Source organism: Paraburkholderia sp. JHI2823 (assembly GCF_038900695.1).
Lineage (GTDB): Bacteria > Pseudomonadota > Gammaproteobacteria > Burkholderiales > Burkholderiaceae > Paraburkholderia > Paraburkholderia mimosarum.
The window spans coordinates 1-25110 of the sequence record NZ_JAYMRY010000040.1; the positions used below are offsets into that span (position 1 = coordinate 1).

Here is a 25110-nt window from a genome sequence, read left to right on the forward strand (position 1 = left end):
CGCCCGCGCGCTCGAGCGCCGCCTTGATGACGATCGCGCCCAGGTCGGGCGCCGCCACCTTCGCCAGCGAACCGCCGAATTTGCCTACCGCCGTGCGTGCGGCCGAAACGATCACGATATCAGTCATGTTGAGCTCCCCGCTCTGCAATTACATTGGAAGATGTGTGTTCTGAACGCTGAGCCGGCAAACGCCCCGCCCTCGTCACTCAGTGAGGACGAAGGTCTGAGGCGTACCGCCTTTCAGTTGCCTGCTCAGTTGCCCTGCTAAGTCGCCCTGCCTGTTGCCCAACCGGGTAACAACGGGAATCAGGCCTTGGCCTGGCTCGCGGCCTTCGCGGGGGCCGGTTGCGCGGCAACCGGCGCGGCTTCCTGCGCGGAAGCGGCGACGTTCTGGAAGTTGCTTTGGGCGGTTTCGATGGCCTGGCGGCTGATGCCGCGCAGCGTCTCGACGGCATTGTTCACGGCGGCGAACGTCGAGTTCATGGCCGCAACGAAGGACTCCGAACCCACGGGCGCGTGTTGCGTCAGGCCTTCGGAAAAGGCCTTGAAACGCTGCTCCTGCTCGCCCGATTGCGCCTGGGCGGCCTGCATCCATTCGTTTTGGGTGGTCGACGCGATGTCGACGAGATGTCGGCCATACGACAGGGCCTTGGCAGTCGCTTGCTGCGTTGCGCCAATTTGCTGCGTGAAGAACTCAGTGGGATTGCTGCTCTGGAGGGCACCCTTGAGCGTGGCTTCGCTTTCCACCATCGCTGCCTTGCCGGCCTGCACGTTGAGGTCGATGACGGCGTGCACGCCATCAAGAACGGGCTTAGCGAGCGCAAAGAAGGCAGCGACACCGGCCTCGTAGTTTGCGCGGAGTTGTTCGGGTGCGGAAACAGACATCAGTTATGCTCCTTGGTTAGTCATACTAATTAAAGCGCCAACCCCCGATGGCATGACTTGCGGCTGAACTCTTATGATCAAACGTCCTTGCTGCATCGCCGCAGTCAAATTAGAAAATTCATTCTAAGGCAGAAATTTAACAATTTTGTGGCTATTCATATTAGGTATAAACCCTTAGCGCAAGTATTTCTGGTTCGGAACTTGCTGTTGTAAGGCAACAGGTAAATTTGAACTGTTCGGCCAAACACCAAGCGCGAAATATGCGCACTAGATAAATATCCGCCGACGGATATTCGGCCCACCGCCGTTCAAGTCCCAAGGGCCGCTGCTTACTGCATCAAGGAAGAGACATCATGAATCGGAAATCACTGCGCGATTTGTTTGTCAGCGTGCTTCTCGCCTCTACCGCCACGGCTGCGTTCTCGCAGCCCGTGATCGTCGAGCCCAATGCGCCGCCTCCGCCACCCCGGGAGGAAACCGTCCCGGCGCCGCGTGCCGGCTATGTGTGGGATGCCGGCCACTGGAGCTGGGATCGCGGCGTTTATGTGTGGACACCCGGCCACTGGCAGGAGGTTCGCTCGGGCTATGAATGGGTGCCGGGTCATTGGGTCGAGGACGGCGCGAACTGGCGATGGATTCCCGGCCACTGGGCATGACGCGGCATGAGCGCCATGAGATGTCAATGTCCGGTTCACCCGGGACACCCATGAAGAGAGGGAAGCGAGTGCGCCTGCGGTTCGACCGTTGCAGGTCTACCAGTCTGGGAAGGCCTTGAGCGAGCGCGATCCGGACGCAGACCTCGTCGCGCGTGTCGGCGCAGGAGATCCGCTCGCCGTGCGTGCGCTCGTCGCGAGCAAGCTGCCTCGCTTCATTGCGCTCGCCGCGCGCATGCTGGGCGACCGCGACGAAGCCGAGGACGTCGCTCAGGAGGCCAGCGTGGCGGCGTAATCGACCACGCCGCTCTCGATTTGTGCGCGCACCGCGCTATCGGCCGCGCGCGTACGCGCCAGCGCGGCGTCGAGCAGCTGGCGCCGGTCTTCGCGTGCATCGTGCGCGTATTGGCGGCCAGCGCGCCGCGAGGACTTGAGCGCTTCGATGAACTGCTGCTGGCGTTGCGGCGAAAGCGCCTCGGTGGCAAAACGCAGCGCCACGCGCTAGGCGGGCTGCGCCGGCTGCTCCGCACGCACGGCGAACCAGCGCCAGGCGTCGCCTGCAATACCGCCGAGCAGAAAAACATTGAGGAGTACGGAGCCTGTCAGCAATATTTTATACGCATAGCGCGCAAAATACGCGGCTCGCGAATCAACTCAAGGCACTCGATACGATGCTCGCCACGCTGCGCGACGGACTCGGCCCCGCGTGGGACAAGACCACGGTGCTCGTCGCGACGGAGTTCGGCCGCACGGCTGCGGCCAACGGGACCGGCGGCACGGACCATGGCCAGGCTTCGGTGGCAATGCTCCTGGGCGGCGCCGTGGCCGGGGGCCGCGTACAGGCCGACTGGCCGGGTCTGCGCGCGGCCGACCTCTACGAATCGCGCGATCTCAACCCCGCCGCCTCGCTCGACGCGTTGATAGCAGGCGCGGCGGCGGAAAGCTTCGGACTCGATCCGCGGCGTACGACCTCCACCCTGTTCGCGGAAGCGAGCACGAAAACTGCGATGAGCGGATTGGTACGCCCATGAGCCGATAAAACGGACGTGCATGCCGGCGGCTCGCGCAGCGGGATGCTGGGTTTGGCAACGCGATGAGCGTAATCAGCCGTCGTTCGGGAAACTAAACAATATCAATACGTGGAGGATAACCGTCATGAAGATGAGACTACTGCATCCCATCACATTGACCGCATGCGCCGCACTACTCTCCGCATGCATCGTGGAACCCGCCCGTCCACCCCAACCCACGCTGCACGTCGAGTCACCTCCCCCCGCGCCCTCCGAAGGCTATAGCTGGGTCAATGGACATTACCGCTGGGAAGGCAACGAGTGGGTTTGGGTGCCTGGGCATTGGGTGCAGGCGTACTGAGCTATCGCGCAGTTCCGGCTTGCGGGGCGCTGTTGACGGGCCCAAGGCTTGAAAGGTCGGCGCTCGTCTCCAGCGGATTTTGCAGATCCCGCATGATCGCAACCGCTGGATGGATGCTGCGCCACCACCGCCCGTGCTTACCTTACGCACTTTCATGTGCGTGGCGAATGACCACGCCAATCTACATGGTCTGCTAACGGATTGCCACCCGCGCCATGAAGGCAGCGGTAAGCGCAATGAATGCTCAGACAATTCAAGCGCAAGCCCCCACGCAAATCCCAAATAGAAGCGATTAATGTCGGCTTCATGAGCTGAACGTTTCCATACTGTCGTCGCACTGTACACACAGCGCTCAATAACGAAGCGATTGTTGTAGCCTAGCTTCGTCAGCAGCAGCCACTCGCATTTTCGACACCATGAAATAACTTGTCCTCCATGCTTGCGTCGAAGAATTGACTTAAATCAATTCTTCAGTTGCGATGTGACTGTCGAATGGCATGAATCGTTAAATCAGTAAGAACCGTTTGCGTTTACCCGGAAAATCGATCATGCGAGACGTTCTCATCATCGCGATGACCAAAGCATCCGCCGGGTGTTACGTGACGAAACTCCGCTTTATCTACCGCATCGGTCTGTGAGACCGCACGCGCTACGGAGCTTTTCATGCTGCGGAATTAACCATTTAGTACTCCAATGTTCATACCACCAGACCAACCGTTTGGCAAAAAATAAGCGGCCATCCCCGACACGTATGGGAACTGCCACCGAAGACCTGCATAGTCAAATTTGCATAGGGGGATCGCCATGAACAGGGTTTACCGCAGCATTTGGAACGATCAGTCGGGGAGTTGGGTCGCGGTATCCGAGTTGGCGAAAGCTCGCTCAGGATGCGGTAGATGCGCGGCGGTTCTGACAGAAAATTGTGAGGCGACGATAAGCGGAGAGGTTGCGCAATGCCCTCCTGGAATGACTGGCGGCGCAAACGGCAATTCGCAGACACGCGCACCCCATCGACGCGGTCCCGCTGATTTTCTACGGCCTTTGCTTCTCGCACAGGCATCCGCAATGTTTTTTTCGTCCGCGACGTCGGCGCAGACGACCATTCCCCAAGGCACGGACATCGGGACGTATTTGAATAGCGGAACCAACTGGAGCGCGACGAACTACAACTTCTCGATTGGCGCGGCAGCAACGTGGAGAAACGTTATCTACTTCAATAGCGCCGCCCATTCGACGCTCACATTGGATGGTGGTGGAAATACCGTCACACGCGCCGGCAACAATGTCATCATCTACAATGGCTCCAGCGTCAACAACAATTCCGTCACGCTTTCGAATTTGACATTCAGCCAGACCGCGAATTCGGGATCCGCGATATTTTACAATTCCGGCGGCTCGATCACCTCCAACGTGCTTCTAAACAACGTGACGTTCGATGGTCTTGCCGGCGCCTTCGGCAATGTCTTTTATATGAACGGCACGACCGGAAGCACAATAATGAACGTCACCGCCGGGGTAGGAGCGAACGGCGTCGTATTTTCGAATAGCACGTCGTCAGGCGATGGAGCCGGTGTCATCTCCATGTATGCCGGAAACATGACGTTCAACGGCGATTTCACATTCAATTCGAATCGCACGGACAATTATGGCGGCGCAATTTCGATGTACCAAAGCCCGGGCGTGATGACGTTCAACGGCACCACGGCATTCAACAACAACTACGCAAAGAATTACTTCGGCGGCGCCATCGACATCTGGGGCGGCGCCTCCACGTTGACATTCAATGGCCCGACCAGCTTTACGGGCAATTACGTCGTCACTTCCGCTACGGGATCGGGCAACCCACGCGGCGGGGCGATCAATATTGGCTACCTGAGCCCGGGCAGTGACGCCTCCGTGGTGCGGTTCAACAACGCGGTGACGTTCAACGGCAACTATATCGTGTCGACCGGCTCGGGCGGCAGTGCCTACGGCGGGGCCATCAGCGCTTACGGGAATGGCAACGCTTACAATTACCAATACGTTTTCAACGCCCCCGCCATCTTTGAAAACAATTATGTCGTAAAGGCAGGAACGGGCGCTGGAACCGGGAACGGCGGCGCCATCTATTACGATGCGTCTGGCGCCTTCGTAAGTCTTGCATCGGGTACCCAGTTCCTCGGCAATGACGCTTCCACCAATGGCGGCGCCATCTTTCTGCAATCGGGCACGATCTCGTTGAGTGCCCTGACGGCGAATATCCTGTTTCAGGGGAACCTGCAGGGCGTCACGTTCGGAACATCCGGAAACTACGCGCCAGTGCCAGGCACCGGCACGCCCAATGGAATCTATCTGGGCTCCTCAGGAAACCTGAACCTCATCGCCAATGCCGGCTACCAGATCCAGTTCTACGATCCGATTTCGTCCGTCGTCGGCTCGACGGTGACCGTGACCAAATCGGGCAATGGCGAAGTCGTGTTCTATGGAGATAGCGGCGCCACGACGCTATACGATTCGGCGATCCGGGCCAATACCACCGTGAATGGCGGCTATTTCACGCTCGCAAACAGCGTGAATTACGGCAATACGGCAGCCGGCGTCTTTACCGTCGGCACCGATGCCGGCGCGGGCACGTCGGGCACGGTACGCGGCGGCAGCGGTTCCAACCTGCGCGCGCTGACGTTTACGGTGCAAAGTGGCGGGACACTGTACGTCACCGACGGCACGTACACGGTTAATGCGGCAACCATCAACGTTCAGAATGGCGGCAATTTCGCCGGTAACGGCACGCTCGCCGCGAGCAGCAACATCAATATCGCGGGCACGACGAACGCCAACATCAGTGCCGGCAATACGCTCACGATCAACGGGCTGCTTGCTGGCGCGGGCGGCATCAGCGTGCAGGGAAGCGGCGTACTAGGCCTCGCCAACGCCGGTAACACGTATGTCGGCGCGACCACGGTGGGCGCCGGCGCAACATTGATTGGCGGTGCAACGAATGCGTTTGCGACGAGCGGCAGCGTGGCAGTGAACGGCACGCTAGATCTGAGCGAAAACAATCTTGGCCAGACGGCAAACAGTCTCTCGGGTTCCGGCGCAATCACGCTGGGGTCCGCGACGCTGAGCGCGAATAACAATGGAACAAGCACCGAGTTTTCGGGCAGCATCTCCGGGACCGGCGTCGTGACCAAGACCGGCACGGGGACATTGACACTCTCCGGGGCGTCCAATACCTACAAAGGCGGCACCACGATATCCGCAGGCACGCTCGTCGCCACGAATGGCGGCGCGGTTGGCACGGGCACGGTCAACAACGCGTCGACGTTCCAGCTCAACTTCGCCGCGGACAGCACGCTCGCGGATACGCTCGCGGGGTCGGGGGCGCTGGTCAAAACGGGGAGCGGCATGGCAACCCTGACCGGTGTGAATTCGACTCAGGGTACGGTGACGGTTTCCTCCGGGACGCTGGCGTTCGGACAGACCGGCGTCTTTTCGGTGACCAACAATCTGTCTACGCTCAGCGGCGCGGTCACGTCTTTGGGTCCGCACTCGCAGTTGACGATCACCAATGCATTGACGCAGGCGGCCGGTTCGACGCTGAATGTGGACGTCTCGTCATCGAATGCGCCACTCATCCGCGCAGCGACAGCGGCGCTCAACGGTACGTTGAACGTCGCGAGCTTCACTGGGGTGGCGCCGACTTCGGCAAGCGCCCTGGCCAGCACGCAATACACGGTCATCCACACCACCAGCGGTATCGCGGGTGATTTCAGTACGGTTTCAGTGGCTGGCGCGGCCAGCCCCGTCGATTATCTGACGCTTGCTGGACACAGAAGCGCCAACGCGCTCGATTACAACGTCGGCTTCGAACTGGCCTGGCAGGCCGGTGCGACGCTCGGCAACGGCACGTTCACGCTCACGAACGCCACCGACGCCTTCAACGTCGACGTGGTGCTCACCAACGAAGCCGCCTCCGCCACGGGCTGGGACGGCACGAGCCTGACCAAGGCGGGCGCGGGTACGCTCACGCTCTCGGCGCTGAACACCTATACCGGCGCGACGAACATCAATGCGGGCACGCTCGCCGCGGGCATTGCCAACGCATTCGCCTCCAGTTCCGCCGTGACCGTGAACAGCGGCGCGACCCTCGCCCCGCACGACTTCTCGCAGACGGCGAACGATCTTTCGGGCGCGGGCAACATCACGCTCGGCAGCGCAACGTCGACGGTGCTCACCGCGAACAGCAATGCCAATACAACGTTCTCCGGCGTGATCAGCGGCGCGGGCAGCGTGACCAAGACGGGTGCCTCCGCATTCACGCTCTCGGGCGCGAACACCTACCTGGGCGGCACGACGATTTCGGCGGGCACATTAGTCGCCACGTCCGGCAACGCGCTCGGCAGCGGCGCGGTTGCCAACGGCGCCGCGCTGCAACTGGACTTCGCATCGAGCAGCACACTCGCCAACGCACTCTCGGGTACCGGCAGCCTCACGAAAACGGGCGCGGGAACGGCCACGCTCACGGCGGCGGGTTCGACCCAGGGCGCGGTCACAGTAGGTGCAGGCACGCTTGCGCTCGCGCAGAACGGCGCGTTCAACGCCTCGTCGTACACGACGCAAGGCGGCGCGACGACGGCCATCGGCGCCAACGCGCAACTGGTGACGAGCGGCGCCCTCACACAGGCCGCCGGCTCGACGCTCGACGTCGAGCTCAATGCGACCACGCCTGCCGTCAGCGCTTCGACGGCCACGCTCGGCGGTACGCTCAACGTGACGGGCTTCAGCTCGTCCGCCCCTTCCTCGGCGAGCGCGTTGCCCTCGACCGAATACACGATCATCCACACGACCGGTGGTATCACCGGCGATTTCAGCACGATCTCGCTGAGCGGCGCGTCGAGCGAGGTGGACTATCTTGTTCTCGCAGCGCAAAAGAGCGCCAATGCGCTCGACTACAACGTCGGCTTCGGGCTGACCTGGCGGGCCGGTGCGACGCTCGGCAATGGCACGTTCACGCTCGCGAACGCCACCGACGCCTTCAACGTCGACGTGGTGCTGGCGAACCAGGCGGCCTCCGCCACGGGCTGGGATGGCGCGAGCCTCACCAAGGCGGGCGCGGGTACGCTCACGCTCTCGGCGCTGAACACCTATACCGGCGCGACCACCATCAACGCCGGCACGCTCGCGGCGGGCATTGCCAATGCATTCGCCTCCAGTTCCGCCGTGACCGTGAACAGCGGCGCGACCCTCGCCCTGCACGACTTCTCGCAGACGGCGAACAATCTCTCGGGCGCGGGCAACATCACCCTGGGCACCGCAACGTCGACCGTGCTCACCGCCAACAGCAACGCCAGCACGACGTTCTCCGGCGATATCAGCGGCGCGGGCGGTATCGACAAGACGGGTGCGAACACGCTGACCTTGTCGGGCGCCAATACGTACTCGGGTGGCACCGATGTCGCCGCCGGCACGCTCATCGCGACGAATGCCAGTGCGTTGGGCAGCGGCGCGATCGCCAACGGCGCCGCGCTGCAACTCGATTTCGCATCGGACGGCACGCTCGCCAACGCGCTCTCGGGTACCGGCAGTCTCACGAAAACCGGCGCGGGAACGGCCACGCTCACGGCGGCGGGCTCGACCCAGGGCGCGGTGACTGTGGGTGCAGGCACGCTTGCGCTCGCGCAGAACGGCGCCTTCAACGCCTCGTCGTACACGACGCAAGGCGGCGCCACGACGAATGTCGGCGCCAACGCGCAACTGGTGGTGAGCGGCACGTTCACACAAGCCGCCAACTCCACGCTGAGCGTCTCGGTGGGCACGAACAGCCCTGCCATCACCGCCAACACGGCTAACCTCGCGGGCACGCTGGACATATCGGGCTATTCGTCGAACACGCCCACGTCCGCAACCACCTTGCCGATGACGGAATACACGGCCATCCACACGACCGGTGGTATCACCGGCGATTTCAGCACGATATTGCTGGGTGGCGCGGCGAGTCCCGTCGACTACCTGACCCTCGCGGCACAAAAGAGCGCGGATGGTCTCGACTACAACGTCGGCCTTGGACTGACGTGGGCAGCGGGCGCGACATCAGGCAACGGCACGTTCACGCTCACGAACGCCACCGACGCCTTCAACGTCGACGTGGTGCTCACCAACGAAGCCGCCTCCGCCACGGGCTGGGACGGCACGAGCCTCACCAAGGCGGGCGCGGGTACGCTCACGCTGTCGGCGCTGAACACCTATACCGGCGCGACGAACATCAATGCGGGCACGCTCGCCGCGGGCATTGCCAACGCATTCGCCTCCAGTTCCGCCGTGACCGTGAACAGCGGCGCGACCCTCGCCCCGCACGACTTCTCGCAGACGGCGAACGATCTTTCGGGCGCGGGCAACATCACGCTCGGCAGCGCAACGTCGACGGTGCTCACCGCGAACAGCAATGCCAATACAACGTTCTCCGGCGTGATCAGCGGCGCGGGCAGCGTGACCAAGACGGGTGCCTCCGCATTCACGCTCTCGGGCGCGAACACCTACCTGGGCGGCACGACGATTTCGGCGGGCACCCTGGTCGCCACGTCCGGCAACGCGCTCGGCAGCGGCGCGGTTGCCAACGGCGCGGCGCTGCAACTGGACTTCGCATCGAGCAGCACACTCGCCAACGCGCTCTCGGGTACCGGCAGCCTCACGAAGACCGGCGCGGGAACGGCCACGCTCACGGCGGCGGGCTCGACCCAGGGCGCCGTAACCGTCGGTGCAGGTACGCTTGCGCTCGCGCAGAACGGCGCCTTCAACGCCTCGTCGTACACGACGCAAGGCGGTGCGACGACGGCCATCGGCGCGAACGCGCAACTGGTGACGAGCGGCGCGCTCACTCAGGCCGCCGGCTCGGCGCTCGATGTCACGATCGGCTCGAACAATCCGATCATCAGCGCGGCAACGGCGACGATCGGCGGCACCCTGGACGTGACAGGGATCTCGGCCAGCGCCCCTGCTTCGGCGAGCGCACTGCTCGGCACGCAGTTCACGATCATCCACACGACCGGCGGTATCACCGGCGATTTCAGCACCGTGTCGCTCGGCAGCGCAACGAGTCCCGTCGACTACCTCAAACTCGCAGCGCAAAAGAGCGCCAACGCGCTCGATTACAACGCCGGCTTCGGGCTGACGTGGGCAGCGGGCGCGACATCAGGCAACGGCACGTTCACGCTCGCGAACGCCACCGACGCCTTCAACGTCGACGTGGTGCTGGCGAACCAGGCGGCCTCCGCCACGGGCTGGGATGGCACGAGCCTCACCAAGGCGGGCGCGGGTACGCTCACGCTCTCGGCGCTGAACACCTATACCGGCGCGACGAACGTCAATGCGGGCACGCTCGCGGCGGGCATTGCCAACGCATTCGCCTCCAGTTCCGCCGTGACCGTGAACAGCGGCGCGACCCTCGCCCTGCACGACTTCTCGCAGACGGCGAACGATCTTTCGGGCGCGGGCAACATCACGCTCGGCAGCGCAACCTCGACCGTGCTCACCGAGAACAGCAATGCCAATACAACGTTCTCCGGCGTGATCAGCGGCGCAGGCGGCGTGACCAAGACGGGTGCCTCCGCATTCACGCTCTCGGGCGCGAACACCTACCTGGGCGGCACGACGATTTCGGCGGGCACCCTGGTCGCCACGTCCGGCAACGCGCTCGGCAGCGGCGCTGTTGCCAACGGCGCGGCGCTGCAACTGGACTTCGCGTCGAGCAGCACGCTCGCCAACGCGCTCTCGGGTACCGGCAGCCTCACGAAGACCGGTGCGGGAACGGCCACGCTCACGGCGGCGGGCTCGACCCAGGGCGCCGTAACCGTCGGTGCAGGCACGCTTGCGCTCGCGCAGAGCGGCGCGTTCAACGCCTCGTCGTACACGACGCAAGGCGGCGCGACGACGGCCATCGGCGCCAACGCGCAACTGGTGACTAGCGGCGCGCTCACTCAGGCCGCCGGCTCGACGCTCGATGTCACGATCGGCTCGAATGCGCCCGCGATCAACGCGAGTACGGCCGCGCTCGGCGGCACCCTGGACATCGCCGGCTTCTCGGCCAATGCGCCGACCTCGGCGAGCGCGTTGACGGGCACACGCTTCACCATCATCAACACCACGAGCGGCATTACGGGCGACTTTGGTTCCATCACGCTCGGCAATGCCACCAGCCCGGTCGATTACCTCACGCTCGCAGCGGGTTCGGGCAGGAGTGCAAACAATCTGCAATACAACGTGGGTTTTGGCCTGGCGTGGCAGGCGGGCGCGTCAGTCGGCAACGGCACGTTCACGCTGGCCGGCGTCTCGGATAGCTTCAACGTCGATGTGCCGTTGGGCGACCGCCCGGCATCGGCGACGGGCTGGGACGGCGCGAGCCTCACCAAGGCGGGCGCGGGCACGCTGATGCTCTCGGCACAGAACACCTATACGGGCGCGACGATCGTCAATGGCGGCACGCTCGCGACGGCCGTTGCCAATGCATTCGCCTCCAGTTCTTCCGTGGCGGTAAATAGCGGCGCCACACTCGCGCTGCGCGACTACTCGCAGATGGCGAACAACCTCACCGGCGCAGGCGAGGTGACGCTCGGCATCGGCTCAGGCACGGTGCTGACCGCGAACAACAGCGTCGACACCACGTTCTCGGGCGCGATCAGCGGCGTGGGCAGCGTCGCCAAGACCGGTGCGGCCACGCTCACGCTAGGGGGCTCAAACACGTATGCGGGTGGAACGGTCGTCTCGGGCGGCACGTTGATCGGTACTGCGAACAGCTTCGGCAGCGGACCGATTACCGACAACGCCGCACTGATCATCGATCAGGAATCCAATGCATCGTTCATCAACGCGATCAACGGCAAAGGATCGTTCACGAAGACGGGCGCGGGCTCACTGAATCTGACCGGCGACAGTCTGCTCACCGGCCCGACCACCGTGGCCGCAGGCCGACTCGCCGTGAATGGCGCACTGGCCAACTCGGCCGTGACCGTCGAGAACGGCGCGACGCTCGGGGGCAACGGCACGGTCGGCAGGACGCTGATCCAGAGCGGCGGCACGATCGGACCGGGCAATTCCATCGGCGCGCTCAACGTCCATGGCGGCTTCACGCAGGCCAGTGGTTCGATCTATCAGGTTCAGCTCGATCCGGCCGGCTATTCGACAGACATCATCCGTGTGAATGGCCCCGCGACCATCGCCAGCGGCGCCGTGCTCGACGTGGTGAAGTACATGCCCGGCAGCTACTCGGGGTCGTCCAACTATACGGTGCTCACGGCGACTGGCGGCGTAACCGGTACCTATACGCTCACGGGCGACATCAGCGGCGCATTCTTCAACCTCGTCGATGTTTACGACGCAAACGACGTCTACCTCAAGGCCGTGCGCGTACGCAACTTCGTCGATGCGGCGCTTACCCGCAATCAGCGGGCAGTCGCGGGAGCCCTCCAGCAACTGCCGGACGACAATGTATTGAAAAGCGCAGTGGCGGCGCTCGCGACGGAAGACGAAGCGCGGTACGCGTTCGATCAACTCTCGGGAGAGATACACGCGTCGGTCAAGTCCGTGCTGATCGACGACAGCCATTACGTGCGCGACATCGCGATCGATCGTATGCGCCAGAGCTTCTGCTTGCCGGGCAGCGGAGCGAATACGATCGCGACGACGCAGTTGACGCAATCGCCGCCCAATGACAACGACGAGTGCGCTCGACATGCCGGCGAGCCGGTCGCGTGGGCGAGCGTATTCGGCGGTTGGGGCAACATGGACAGCGACGGCAACGCAGCCAGCTTGCGGCAAAACCTGGGTGGCTTCCTCGTCGGCGCCGATACGTCGATCGGCAGCCGCTGGCGCGTGGGCGCGCTCGCCGGATACAGCGCCGGCAGCATCCATGTCGACGATCGCAATTCGTCGGCGAACAGCGATAACTACCATGTGGGGCTCTACGGTGGCGCGCAGTTCGGCGCGCTGGGCATTCGGCTCGGCACCGCGTTCACGTGGCATTCGATCGATGCGACTCGCACTCCGAGCTTCACCGGATATCAGGACCGGCTCAGCAGCAGCTATAACGGCCGCACCGCCCAGGTATTCGGCGACGTGGGCTACCGGATTCCGTTTCAGCGCATGATGCTGGAGCCGTTTGCGAGCCTTGCGTACGTGAACGTCCACACTGACGGATTCAACGAGCAAGGCGGCGCCGCAGCGCTGAGCGCACAGGGCGGCAGCATGAATTCGACGTTCTCCACCTTGGGGCTAAGGCAGTCGATCGACTTCGTGCTGCACAACGGCGCGACACTGACGGCGAGTGCGACGCTCGGATGGCGCCACGCGTTCGGCGACATCGTGCCGGTTTCGGTGTTCGCATTCGCGGGCGGCGGTCCGTTCGATATCGCCGGCGTGCCGATCGCGCGCGATGCGGCAATCGTGGAACTGGGGCTCGGCTTTCACGTGACGCGCGACGCGTCGCTGGGGCTCACGTATCGCGGCCAGTTCGGCGGCGGTACGACGGGACAGTTCATCCAGGGGACGCTGAAAGTCGTCTTTTGACGTCCAAACAATCGAAGACGTCGACTCGTCTCCCGACGGCAGGCTCCATGCTGTGGACACGATGCGGCACGCCGAGCCGTGCGGCCGGCGTCGGTCGCGGGCCGACCCCTTGCGCGCCGGCCGGCCTCTTCTTCGTCATGCCGCGCGCGGCGACGCGACGGGCGGCGAGCCTTCGTGAAAGAGCTGACTGAGCTGCGCACGCAGCTCCGGCGAATCGCTGTGACGATGCACGCTCACCGCGTGCTGGACTGCGGCTTCCAGAAGCTCCGCGTCCGAATCCGCCGAAATGGCAACCGTGCAGTTCATCTCGCTCGGAAACTCCCTGCAGTCAATGTACTTTCTAGTCATGGCGAGACCTCTTGTGGGCGAATCGATACAATCTCAAACAGACGCACGCGCGAACCATACGGCATGCGTGAAAATTATAGAATCCATGCATGACGCTTGCTAAACTATTAAAGCCAATCGACGTACGTCAATAATCTGAATTAATGCGCGAGATTTTATTTATCAAGCTGCGTAATTTAGGTTAGCTAATGAATCAACGAGGCACGGCGGCGACTGCCCGGCCACAAGACCGGCGATGCCGCAAAGCGCTCGTTGCCCGGGCCCCTGTACGGCCCGGCCAGAGGCCGCACTCTGCCGCCCTTTTCGAAAGCCTTCCTTCCCGCTTTCCCGACCGAGCGCACACCGTCTTTTTGCGCATGCGAATCTGCATTGATTCGACAATTGGAGCGGTCGCTTGCAGTCCCCTTCAGTCCACGCAGTCCACGAAAGTGCACGCCGGGCCAGTTGCGCGTGTTGTTTCCGATCCCTTGAATGAGAGGTGTGCGATGTCCAGCCTGTCGAGCGACTCCATAGCAACACTGAAAGGCACGCTGCGCGGCGATGCCCTGCAACCGGGCGACGCGGGCTACGACGAAGCGCGCCAAATCTGGAACGCGATGATCGAGCGCCGCCCGGCGCTGATCGTGCGCTGCCGGGGTTGCGCCGACGTGCGGCGCGCGGTGGCGTTCGCGAGCGAAACGGGCCTGCCGCTGGCCGTGCGCGGCGGCGGCCACAACATCGCGGGCAGCGCGCTGTGCGAAGGCGGCATCGTGATCGACCTGTCGCTCATGAAGTCGGTGCGAGTGGAGCCCGCCACGCGGCGCGCGTATGTCGAGCCGGGCGCGACGCTACGCGACTTCGATCATGAGGCGCAGGCTTTCGGCCTCGCCACGCCGTTGGGCATCAATTCGACGACCGGCGTGGCGGGTCTCACGCTGGGTGGTGGGTTCGGCTGGCTGAGCCGACGCTTCGGCATGTCGATCGACAATCTGGTCGCCGCCGACATCGTGACGGCCGACGGCGATCTGCTGCGCGCGAGCGCCGAGGAAAACGCCGACCTGTTCTGGGCGATCCGCGGCGGCGGCGGCAACTTCGGCGTGGTGACGATGTTCGAGTTCGCGCTGCACCCCGTTGGCCCCGAGGTCTACGGCGGGCTCGTGGTGCTGCCGCTCGACGCCGCGAAGGAAGCGTTGGTGCAATATCGCGAGGCGGCGAGCGCGATGCCCGAAGACTTGACCGTGTGGAGCGTGCTGCGCCTCGCGCCGCCACTGCCTTTCCTGCCGCCGGAAGTGCACGGCACGCCGGTCATCGCCTTCGCGATCTGCTATACCGGGCCGGTGGAAAACGGCCCACAGGCGGTGGAGCGCGTGCGGGCCTTCGGCAAGCCATGTGGCGAACATCTCGGGCCCATGCCGTACACCGCCTGGCAACAGGCGTTCGATCCGTTGCTCACACCGGGCGAGCGCAACTACTGGAAGTCGCACAACCTCGCCACATTGCCCGACGGCCTGCTCGACACGTTGACCGACGCCATCGCCAGCCTGCCCTCGCCCCAGTGCGAAATATTCTTCGGACAAATCGGCGGCGCGACTCAACGCGTCGCGCCTGACGCAATGGCCTATCCGAGCCGCGACGCCCTCTACGTCATGAACGTGCACGGCCGCTGGAGCGATGCCGCCGACGACGCCCGCTGCATCGCCTGGGCGCGCGGCTTCTTCGAGGCATCGGCGCCGTTTGCGCTCGGCAGCGTCTATGTGAACTTCCTCACGGACGATGAACGCGCACGCGTCGAGGCGGCCTATGGTCCGAACATGAGCCGTCTCGTGGCGATCAAGACACGTTACGACCCGCACAATCTTTTCCGTCACAACCAGAACATCCGGCCGGAAGCGTCAGGCTCAGGAAGCACACCAGGGAGCAATTGATCCGCGTTTCGATGTCATCGTAAGGGGAATCGTCATGTCGACCTATGTGGTGCTCGCGCAGTTCACCGACCAGGGTATCCGCACCGTGAAGAACAGTGCCAACCGGGCCGGTCAGGCAGCGGAAATGGCAAAAACTTTCGGCTGTGAAATGAAGCAGATTTACTGGACGCTCGGGGAATACGACATCGTCACCGTCATTGAAGCGCCCGACGAGCAAAGCTTCATGGCGTTCGGTCTCGCGCTGGGATCGCTCGGCAATATCCGTACGCAAACGCTGCGCGCATTGAGCAAGGACGAGTTCACGGCGGTGATCGGCAAGCTTCCTTGATTCGCTCGATCAAACGGGCAGAGGCGCGGGTAGCGGCGCGAGCAGCGGCGCGCGGGCCCGCGCCGCAATTGTTCATACGTATGCGGGGCGTGCGCAACGCATTCCCCCGCGAGATTGCCGGAGGCATTTCTCTGCCAGAAGTCGCCGGCGCGCGCAGCGACTTTCCGGTAACCGCCGCTGTGCGAGCGAACTCTTTCTTTTTCGCAAACGTTTGCCGCCCGGGTATCAAGTCTGGCGGGCCACGGCCGAAAACCCGTACATCGCCACGAATTTTTGGAGACCCGGCCGTGACGCGCGTTGTGCTCTTACTTGCCGTAATGGTTATGACAGGTTGCGCGCAGCTGCAGCCGCCCACTACGGCGCAAACCGGCAAACCCGCGGTGTCGAACGCAATCATGAAGTTCGACATTCCCGCCGATGCGCTCGGCGCGCGCGATGCGCAGCTCAGCGCCGTGCTCGCCAAGGCGGGCGCGCTCGCCGCCGCGCAGAAGCAACCCACCGTGATCCGCGTGACGGCGCTCGGCCAGGACCTTCCGTACATCAACCAGGCAATCTGGAAGGGTGTGCCGCAAAGGCAGGGGACGAGGCCCACGCTGGAAAACCTCACGGCTGGCGCGAACCAGGCGTACAGCGTCTCGATCGAGCCGTTGCATACGGGGAGCTGACCAATGCGCCAGATCGCTCTCGCCGCAGCCGTTCTTTTCCTGTGCAACGCCGCGTGGGCAGGCCAGCCCGCCGCCAGCGGGAACCCAACCGCAGGCCCAACCGCGAGCCCGACCGTGGTTGCCGCTGCCGCCGCGGCCGCGGCCGCGGACAAGGTCTATCCCCCGCTGCCCACGCTCGCCATGTTGCCGCCCGCGAGCGGCGACGACGACGAAGCGCCCGCGCCGCACAGCGCTTCTTCTCACAAGAAGAAAGCGCGCCAGCGCGACTGCCATTGCGCGATGCCCGCGCCGCGGCTCGTCGTTTCCGACACCTCGCGCGCCTATCTGAAGGACATCGAGCAGCGACTCGATTCCGCTCTCGCGCAGTAACGTTCCAACCCGGAGCCTCGACCGATGCAGCACAAGACCACCGCCCTCCGCCGGTTGCGATCGCGGGGCCTCCTCGCCCGGCTCATGCTCGCGGGCCTCGCGGCATTCGGCATTTCTGCGGCGCATGCCGCGCCGCCGGCCGACGAGTGCTTCGAAAAGGCCGGCGCCTACCAGGGCGTGAATCCGCTCGTGCTGCGCGCGGTCGCATGGCGGGAATCGAAAGGCGACGCGGCGGCCATCAATCACAACGCCAACGGCTCGATCGACGTAGGGCAGGCGCAGATCAACTCGATCCACTTTCCCGAACTCACGCGCGAGGGCATTCCGCACCGCGCGCTCACGGACCCTTGCGTGAATATCTTCGTGGCCGCGTGGCTGCTCAAGCAAAAGATGGTGCGATACGGCAACACGTGGCGCGCCATCGGCGCGTACCACTCGGAATCGCCGCACGAGCGCGACGCCTACGCGCGCAGCATCCAGGCGATTCTCGTGAGCTGGGGGCACCTGCAGCCGGGACGATGAGCGCGGCACGAGGCTTCATTCGTTGCTGGCTTCCCATCCCTTTCGTATGCGCGGCCCAACCAGGTCACGCGGTGTGTGACAGCCCCGCCGCTGACCGCGCCAGTCGAACCTCGCGGCCTTCCCTACGAGATCCCTTCGCATCACCGGACACCGGCGAATTCGCCGCCGGCTGACGCCGATCAAAGATACCTCTGAGAGCCTCAAGTTTCACGAAAGCCCGCCGATAAGCCGCCTGGACAAGGAAGCATCCGTATGGAGAGGATCATCGGCACGGCTGGTCGCGAGGTACGTTGGAGAATTCGCCCGCGCGGCTGGCGCCTGGGCGGCGGCCGGCACGCCGTCACGACCGCCGCGCCCTTCAGGCTGCCCGGCTGGGCGGCGGGGCTGGCATGGCTCGTCACGCTGGCAGCAGTCTCGGTGATCGCCTCGGTCAGGCTCGACCTCGTGGCGCAGCTCTGCCTGTCGTTCGCGGTGGTTGCCACGATGATCGCGCTGCGCCGCGTGCGCAGGTTTGAAGGCGTGCGCCTGTTCTTCCTCTTGTGCTCGGGCTTTCTCACGTTTCGCTACCTGTATTGGCGAACGACTTCGACGCTCGACTATTACGGTTTCTTCGACTTCATCTTCGCGTTGTTGCTGTATTTCGCGGAAATCTACGGGATCGTCGTGGCGTCGGTCGGCCTGTTCGTGAACAGCCGGCCCCTTCATCGCGCGGCGGCGCCGCTCGTGACCGACGCGGGGCCGGTGCCCAGCGTCGATGTGTTCATCCCGACCTACAACGAATCGCCCGAACTGCTGGAGGTTACGCTGCGAGCGGCGCTCGACATGCGCTATCCGCGCGGCCGGCTGAAAGTCTATCTGCTCGACGACGGGGGCACCCAGCAGAAGCTCGCACAGGCCGACGAAGCGAAGGCCGCCGAGGCACGCGAACGCGCACAGGCGCTGCGCGAGATGACGGCACGCCATGGCGCCATCTATTTGACGAGGGCGAAGAACGAACACGCGAAGGCGGGCAATATCAACGCCGCGCTGGCTCAAACGAGCGGCGACCTCATGGTGATCTTCGACGCTGACCATGTGCCGACCGCCGATTTCCTCGAGAAGACGGTCGGCTTCTTTCAGCGCGACGAGCGGGTGTGCCTCGTGCAGACGCCGCACTTCTTCATCAATCCCGATCCGCTCGAGAAGAACCTCGGCATGTTCGGCAAGATGCCGTCCGAAAGCGAGATGTTCTACTCGGTCATCCAGCCGGGGCTCGACTTCTGGAATGCGTCGTTCTTTTGCGGGTCGGCTGCCGTGCTGCGGCGCCGCTGCGTGATGGAGATCGGCGGGATCACGGGCCAATCCATCACGGAAGATGCGGAAACGGCGCTGACGCTGCACTCGCGCGGCTATCACAGCGTGTACCTGAACGAGCCGCTGATCTCCGGGTTGCAGCCCGAGACGTTCGCCAGCTTCGTCCTGCAGCGGGTGCGGTGGGCACAAGGGATGATCCAGCTGCTGCTCTTGAGCAACCCGTTGGGCATGAAGGGACTGACGGTGCCGCAGCGCCTCTGCTACTTCTCCAACGCGTTCTTCTGGTTCTTCTGCTACGCGCGCATCGTGTTCCTGTTTGCGCCGGGGATGTATCTCCTGTTCGGCCTGCAGTTCTACCACGCGACGATTCCTCAGTTTTTCGCTTACGGCCTGCCCCAGGTGGTGGGAGCGATTCTCACCACCGATTATCTGTTCGGGCGGCACCGGTGGACGCTCATTTCAGAGGTCTATGAACTGCTGCTCTCGCTGTTCTCGCTGCGCGGCGTCGTCTCCGTCCTGAAGAATCCGCGTGCGCCGACCTTCAAGGTCACGCCCAAGGGCGAGCAAATGGACGAGGACGCCATCTCCGAGCTCTCGGGGCCGTTCTACGCCGTCTACCTTTACGTGCTGATCGCCGCGGTCGTCGGGATCTGGAAGCTGCTGCACGACGCGCCGCACGCGGACGTCATCATGGCATCGCTCGGCTGGAGCGTGCTGAATCTCGTGCTGTTGAACGCCTGCGTCGGCGTGCTCTATGAACGCAAGCAGCGGCGGGCCACGCCGCGCATCCCGACCAACATCGAGGCAACGCTGCATCTCGACGACGCCGGGCCCGAAGGGGCGCCGGCGCGCGCGCTCGCATGCCGCATCGTCGACATGTCGGCCGGCGGCGCGAAGCTCGTGATTGCGCGTGGCGCGTACTCGGGCACCCTGCCCCAGTCACACGCGACGCTCGAAGTCTTCAACGCCGCGCTCAACCGCACGAGCCGTGTCGCCGTGGCGCTGCGCGCGTCGTTCAGCACGCCCGACGGGGATCTGGCGGTCGGCGCGCAATTCAGCGATCACAGTGTCGCGGGACGGTCGGAGCAAGTCGCGCTCGTGTTCGGCGATAGCGGACGCTGGCGCGTATTCCGCGAAAGCCGCAACCGACGCATCGGCATCCTGCGCAGCCTCGCCACGGTCATCAGCCTCGGCACCATCCACGCTTTACATCATTACCGCGTCTTTTTCGCCAGCATGGGCACCTATGCCGTCCGGCCGCTCCTCGCCCGCACGCGTACCCTGCGTTCCCTTCTCTCGTCGCGCCAATAACCCGATGAAATTTCCGCTTTACCCGCGCGTGATCGCGTATTCGTGTGTGCTCGCCGCGATCTGTGGCGCTTTAACCGGCCACGCGGCAGTTGCCGCGCAAGCGGCATCGCCGGCCTCCCCGGCATCGGCGCCGGTCGCGGCTGCCTCCGCGGCGGCGGCGCCCGTGTCGCTCGCCACGCTGGCAAACCTGTCGGGGCCGCTGCGACTGGCGGGCGAATCGGCCTCGCGCGCGCTCTCGCTGCCCGTGTCGGCGAGCGAGACAGTGCGCTCGGCGACTCTGCATCTGGTCGCGACCAATTCGGTGTCCTTGCTGACTGCGCGATCGGCGCTCGCCGTGCGCGTGAACGACCGCACGATCGCGCAAATGCAGCTGTCGCCGCACCAGCCGGAACTCACGGCCGATATCCGCGTACCGGTGGACTTGCTGCACCCGGGATACAACACATTGGCTTTCGCCGTTGCCGAGCACGCGACGGAGAACTGCGAGGATCCGAACGCGCCCGAACTCTGGACCGAGATCGACACGAACGCGTCGACGCTGCAGATGCAGACGGAACTCAAGCCGCTCACGCCGACATTGGCGGATCTCGACGACCTGATCGACCCCAAGCAGGCGCTCCCGCGCTCGATCGCCATCGTCCCGGCAACTCATGCACGCAACGATCTTCAGCTCGGCAGCGGCGCACTGCTCGCCGAGGGCGTGGCGCTGCGCCTGCGCTATCTGGCACCGGACCTGCGCGTGCAGGACGCGCGCCCCGGCGCGGGCGGCGGCGCGGTCGCCGGCCTCGCGCTGGCGCCGCTGTCCGGTTCCGACGTGTTGCTGTTCGGCACGCGCGACGCGCTGCGCCCCTATCTGGACCCTCGCATCGCGTCGCACATCGACGGCGCGTTTCTCGGCATCTACCCCAAGCCCGACGACCCGCGCCGATTCGTGCTCGTCGTGAGCGGCCGGGACGACGCCCAGGTGGCGCTCGCGGCGCGCGCGTTCGCCCACCGCGAACTGCCGCTGCCCAAGCGCAATGAGATGGCGGTCGGCGCGCTCAACGAAGCGACGCTCGCCCGCTATGCGGCAAAGCACGTGCTATCGGGGACCGGCGCCCACGCGTTCAAGGACCTCGGCTTCACCACGCGAACGCTGGGCCCCGCCGACCACGCCGACCTCGACCTGATGCTGCCCGCGGACATCTACGCGCCCGAAGACGCCGAGGTGATCCTCGACCTGAACTTCACCGAAGGCGCGAGGATGCGCCAGGATTCGGTGCTGAACGTCTACCTGAATAACCGCTTCGAGCAGGTCATCGCACTCGATCAGCAACAGGGAGCGGTGCTGCGGCACTATCGCGTCGCCATTCCGCTGCGCAGCTTCCAGCCGGGACCGAACGTGCTGTCGCTGCGGCCTGTCCTCGTGCCGCTCGTTTCCGACCATTGCGCGCTGCGCGAGCTGCGCAACCTCCTGATCACGGTGTTCGACGACTCTTCGCTCAGGCTGCCGCCCGCCTCGCACTTCACGACGCTGCCCGATCTCAAGCGCTTTGCGCAAAGCGAGTTTCCTTACACCGTGCATCCGGATGGGGCGGACCTGGCGCTGCGGGTCGCGGCGCGCGACAACGATACGTTGAGGGCCGCCTGGTCCCTGATGGCGAAGATCGCCCAAAAGCAGGAATGGCCGCTCACGTCCGCCCAGGTCACAGCGGGCAGCGTGGCGCCCGGAAGGCACACCCTGCTCGTCGGCGCGGTCGGCGCGCTGTCGCAGGCCGACTGGGAAGGGGCGCCCTGGCAGCCGGGCCGGATCGAGACCATCGCGTATGACCCGGCCGTGGATTCGCCGGGCAGCGAGCCTCGGCACGAAGGGCTGTTGCAGTCGCTGCGCGCTCGCTTCGGCGACGCGGGACAGCCGGCGGCAACCTCGTCGGAGTCGATGCTGAGCGCCGACACCGCGTTGTCGCGCCAGTTGCTGGTCATGCAATTTCGCGGCGATGCGCGCAAGACGGTCACGCTGCTGACCGCCGCGAACGCCGCCGAACTCGCCGAGGGGGTAAGTCGGCTCGTCGAGCCGAACTATTGGGAGAACCTTGCCGGCGACGTGGCCCTGATGAATTTCGACAGCCCCGGCCTCTGGGCGGCACGAAGCGGTGCGAGCTATGCCTACGGCGAGTTGAGCGCCTACGATCGTCTGGGCTTCGAGCTGTCCAACCATCCGTGGCTCGGCTATGCGGGGTTGGCCGGCCTGCTCGCGTTACTGGCCGCGCTCACGGTTGTCTTGCTCCGCCGTTACCACCGGAAGCACCATGCCGCCTCGAAGGACTAAGTCGCGGATGGGTCCGGGGGGAGGCAGGCGGTGGTGCGCGGTGTGGCTTTGCGGGGCGCTCTCCGGTTTCGCGCACGCGGCGCAGGACAACGTGCTCGACGTCGAGCAGACCGGGACGCAAGGGGTGGCCACGCATTGGGGCACGTCCCCGGATGCACGGCGATCGGCGCAGCCGCGGGTGACGAACGCGCAATCACGCGCGGGCGACGCTCGCGTCGAGCAGGCCGAGCAACAGGGGCTGATCGCGCCGGTGGTGCCGCCGGATCTTGCGCTGCCCGCGCGCAACGCGAAGGCGGCCGTGTACGTGCCCAGCGCGCCGGATGAGCGGCCGTTGTGGAACTTGCTGAAGGCGAACGAGCTGACGGCCTACGATGCGCAGGTGGCCCGGCTGACCCGGGAATATCCGTCCTGGACGCCTGCGCAGGCGCTCGCCCACGAACGCGAGCGCAGACAGCGCGAGGAGGCGTTCAAGGTGGCGCTCGGGGGCGGCCCTCAGGCGTTGCGCGCCCTGCTGTCGCGCGCCCCGGAGGAATTTGGATGTGACCACATCGAGCACGTCTGGCAGGCCGCCGACGCCTTTTCGCAAGCCGGGGACGCGGACGCGGTCTTCGCGCTGTACCGGGCGGTCGTTCCGACGTGCGCCCCGGCCGCCAACCGCATGGCGACGCTTTACCGCGCCGTGCATCAGCTGAGCGAGGCGCAGGTCGACGCGCTGATCGATGCCGAGGCGAATGAGGGCCATCGTTCGCCAGAGGAAAACATCGCATTCGAGCGGCTGCGCTACGAGCGGGCAGTGAGCGCGCTGGCGGCGTTGCCGCCCGGCGATCCCGCTGCGGCAGCGCAGTTGGCCGTGCTTGCGCCAGCCATTCGCGCGAGGCGCGATGGCGAGGCCGCGACGCTGGCGGGCTGGATCGCATTCGCCCATCAGGATCTCGATGCCGCCGCGGACTGGTTCGACACGGCACTATCGATTACGCCGCAAGCCGCTGACGCGAGCATCGGACTGGCACAGGTGCGCGTCTCCCAGCGCGATTGGGATGCGGCGGACGCCCTGCTCATGCCGCGCGCGGTCGCGAAGGACGCTCGCGCGCGCAATCTGCGCGGGCAGATCGCGCTGGCACGCGCCGACGACGCTTATCGCGCGCATCGCTACGCGCAGAGCCTGCTTCAACTGGACGAGGCAGAGGCGCTCGGCATGCCCCAGGCACAAACCGCTGCGCTGCGCGGCTGGAACCTGTATGCGCTCAAGAAGTATGCGCAAGCCGAGCAGGTCTTTCGTGAACGCTACGAGGCGAGCCATGATGAGGACAGCGCGGAGGGGCTCGCGCTGACGCGCTGGGCCGCGGGCCGGCACGTAGCGAACGCCAGGCCGGACGCCGGTCCGCTCGGTGCTTATGAACACGCACTCGAGGCACAGCGTCTTTACTACGAGAAGTCCTTCGTCGCCGCACACGCCAGGCTGCATGAGGCCCTGGCCGATTCGACCGAGCCGGCACGCATCCTGCGATACGTGCCTGCCGATCTCACCGGTGTGAATTCGGCATCCGTCGCTGCGGGCGTGGACGCCTCCGACCAGGCGGGCACGGCCGGCCAAAGCAAGCTCAGCGTCGTCGCGCCCGCCGTACGAGGGGAATGGTTCGATGGCACGCGAGCGTACAACTTGCGGTATCGGCAACTGTTCCTGGATGCGGGACACGGGCAGCTGAACGGCGTGGGGATGGTGGGGGGCCATGCAACCGCAGAAGAATTCCAGGCGATGGTGTCGGACACCGCACGTTTGAACGGCGCACGAACCATCGATTGGCGCTTGTCGATGGGGGCGGTGCAAGGTGGCGTCGCCGGATTCTCGGCGAACGGGCAGGCGAGCGTCGGGCAGCAGGCACATTGGGGTGGATGGACGGTGTACGCGGGGTATGCGCCGGTACGAGATTCGTTGCTGTCCTGGCGCGGCATGGAGGTCGCGGGCGCCAGGTGGGGAGCGGTCAACCGCGCGGCGAGCGGCGGCCGGGTGCGCTGGCAGGTAGCGCCTCGCTGGAGCATGAGTGCCGCAACCGAAGCACAGTGGCTGACAGGCATGCACGTGGCGGACAACGCAGGCGTTTCGACCGACCTGTCGGCGAGCTATGACCTGAAGCTGCGCGGCTTCGACTATTTCAGTGTCGGTCCGGCATTGCACTATCTCGCGTATCGCCGCAATGAAAACTTCTACTCCCCGGGACAAGGCGGCTATTACAGCCCGCAATCGTCGGAGAGCGCGGGACTCGCGCTCCAGCTGCTGTCCGCCGAAGGGCAGTCCTGGCAATGGCAGGGCAATCTGGAGACGGGGTGGAACTACGCTCGTCAGGATAGCGAAGCATGCTCCGCGAGCTGCATCGGCAGCCACGACCGCGGCCCTTACGTGCACGGGCAAGCGTCGGCTGTCATGAAGCTGGCGCCCCATTGGCAGATGGGGGGCCTCGTCGACGTCAACGTGACGCCGGGGCGCGACAGGCAGGTGGCAGCGCTCGCGTTCGTCCGCTATTTCATCGAGCCGCGCGCGGCCGTGTTCAGCCGGGATCTGCCGCGCAATGCGCGCGATGCCTACCTGCAACTCGACGACGACCATCACTAGATGATC

Annotated in this window: 14 protein-coding genes and 3 pseudogenes; 13 read left to right on the forward strand and 4 right to left on the reverse strand. The window is 64.8% G+C overall.

What is annotated here, in order from left to right:
* Together VSR34_RS30355 and phaP are read right to left on the reverse strand one after the other, a co-directional pair.
* A pseudogene (locus VSR34_RS30355) lies at window positions 1-127 on the reverse strand (acetyl-CoA C-acetyltransferase); the annotation flags it as partial.
* 179 nt (window positions 128-306) lie between these two features.
* On the reverse strand, window positions 307-885 hold the full coding sequence (gene phaP / locus VSR34_RS30360; protein ID WP_028213675.1) for a TIGR01841 family phasin: 579 nt from the start codon (window positions 883-885) through the stop codon (window positions 307-309).
* Window positions 886-1238: 353 nt separating this feature from the next.
* On the opposite strand from phaP, the gene VSR34_RS30365 reads away from it, so the two are divergent.
* The gene (locus tag VSR34_RS30365) at window positions 1239-1541 is read left to right on the forward strand and encodes a YXWGXW repeat-containing protein (RefSeq protein ID WP_042291153.1); all 303 of its coding nucleotides are present in this window, start codon (window positions 1239-1241) and stop codon (window positions 1539-1541) included.
* Window positions 1542-1629: 88 nt separating this feature from the next.
* Window positions 1630-1815, forward strand: a pseudogene (locus VSR34_RS30370) (RNA polymerase sigma-70 factor); the annotation flags it as partial.
* Here VSR34_RS30370 and VSR34_RS30375 read toward each other — a convergent pair.
* Window positions 1809-2036 (reverse strand): hypothetical protein, encoded by a 228-nt coding sequence (locus tag VSR34_RS30375; RefSeq protein WP_051381645.1) that lies wholly within the window; start codon window positions 2034-2036, stop codon window positions 1809-1811. The pseudogene VSR34_RS30370 and the gene VSR34_RS30375 overlap by 7 nt on opposite strands.
* Before the next feature lie 119 nt (window positions 2037-2155).
* Between VSR34_RS30375 and VSR34_RS30380 the strand changes: the two are divergent.
* The 3 genes and pseudogenes from VSR34_RS30380 to VSR34_RS30390 all read left to right on the forward strand — a co-directional run.
* A pseudogene (locus VSR34_RS30380) lies at window positions 2156-2569 on the forward strand (DUF1501 domain-containing protein); the annotation flags it as partial.
* A gap of 124 nt (window positions 2570-2693) precedes the next feature.
* Window positions 2694-2909 (forward strand): YXWGXW repeat-containing protein, encoded by a 216-nt coding sequence (locus VSR34_RS30385; protein ID WP_342964352.1) that lies wholly within the window; start codon window positions 2694-2696, stop codon window positions 2907-2909.
* Between the two features lie 1065 nt (window positions 2910-3974).
* On the forward strand, window positions 3975-13445 hold the full coding sequence (locus VSR34_RS30390) for an autotransporter-associated beta strand repeat-containing protein (protein ID WP_342964353.1): 9471 nt from the start codon (window positions 3975-3977) through the stop codon (window positions 13443-13445).
* Window positions 13446-13580: 135 nt separating this feature from the next.
* Here VSR34_RS30390 and VSR34_RS30395 read toward each other — a convergent pair whose 3' ends face one another.
* Window positions 13581-13793, reverse strand: coding sequence for a DUF1059 domain-containing protein (locus tag VSR34_RS30395; RefSeq protein ID WP_028213661.1), 213 nt, complete (start codon window positions 13791-13793; stop codon window positions 13581-13583).
* A gap of 485 nt (window positions 13794-14278) precedes the next feature.
* On the opposite strand from VSR34_RS30395, the gene VSR34_RS30400 reads away from it, so the two are divergent.
* From VSR34_RS30400 to VSR34_RS30435, 8 genes are all read left to right on the forward strand, one after another.
* Complete coding sequence (locus tag VSR34_RS30400) at window positions 14279-15697, forward strand: FAD-binding oxidoreductase (protein ID WP_342964354.1); 1419 nt, start codon at window positions 14279-14281, stop codon at window positions 15695-15697.
* A gap of 34 nt (window positions 15698-15731) precedes the next feature.
* Window positions 15732-16025 carry a GYD domain-containing protein gene (locus VSR34_RS30405; RefSeq protein WP_028213659.1) on the forward strand — a complete coding sequence of 98 codons (294 nt, stop codon included), beginning with the start codon at window positions 15732-15734 and terminating at the stop codon, window positions 16023-16025.
* 317 nt (window positions 16026-16342) lie between these two features.
* Window positions 16343-16690, forward strand: coding sequence for a hypothetical protein (locus VSR34_RS30410; protein ID WP_174480135.1), 348 nt, complete (start codon window positions 16343-16345; stop codon window positions 16688-16690).
* Window positions 16691-16693: 3 nt separating this feature from the next.
* Window positions 16694-17059: a hypothetical protein gene (locus VSR34_RS30415; RefSeq protein WP_028213657.1), complete on the forward strand. Its 366-nt coding sequence runs from the start codon at window positions 16694-16696 to the stop codon at window positions 17057-17059.
* An 84-nt stretch (window positions 17060-17143) separates the two neighbouring features.
* Complete coding sequence (locus VSR34_RS30420) at window positions 17144-17581, forward strand: lytic transglycosylase domain-containing protein (RefSeq protein WP_238328000.1); 438 nt, start codon at window positions 17144-17146, stop codon at window positions 17579-17581.
* Between the two features lie 252 nt (window positions 17582-17833).
* A complete protein-coding gene (gene bcsA, locus VSR34_RS30425; RefSeq protein ID WP_081716142.1) occupies window positions 17834-20185 on the forward strand; it encodes a UDP-forming cellulose synthase catalytic subunit in 2352 nt (783 codons plus the stop codon).
* A gap of 4 nt (window positions 20186-20189) precedes the next feature.
* Window positions 20190-22493 carry a cellulose biosynthesis cyclic di-GMP-binding regulatory protein BcsB gene (locus VSR34_RS30430; RefSeq protein WP_342964355.1) on the forward strand — a complete coding sequence of 768 codons (2304 nt, stop codon included), beginning with the start codon at window positions 20190-20192 and terminating at the stop codon, window positions 22491-22493.
* Between the two features lie 7 nt (window positions 22494-22500).
* Window positions 22501-25104 (forward strand): cellulose synthase subunit BcsC-related outer membrane protein, encoded by a 2604-nt coding sequence (locus VSR34_RS30435; protein WP_342964356.1) that lies wholly within the window; start codon window positions 22501-22503, stop codon window positions 25102-25104.
* Window positions 25105-25110 lie beyond the last annotated feature (6 nt).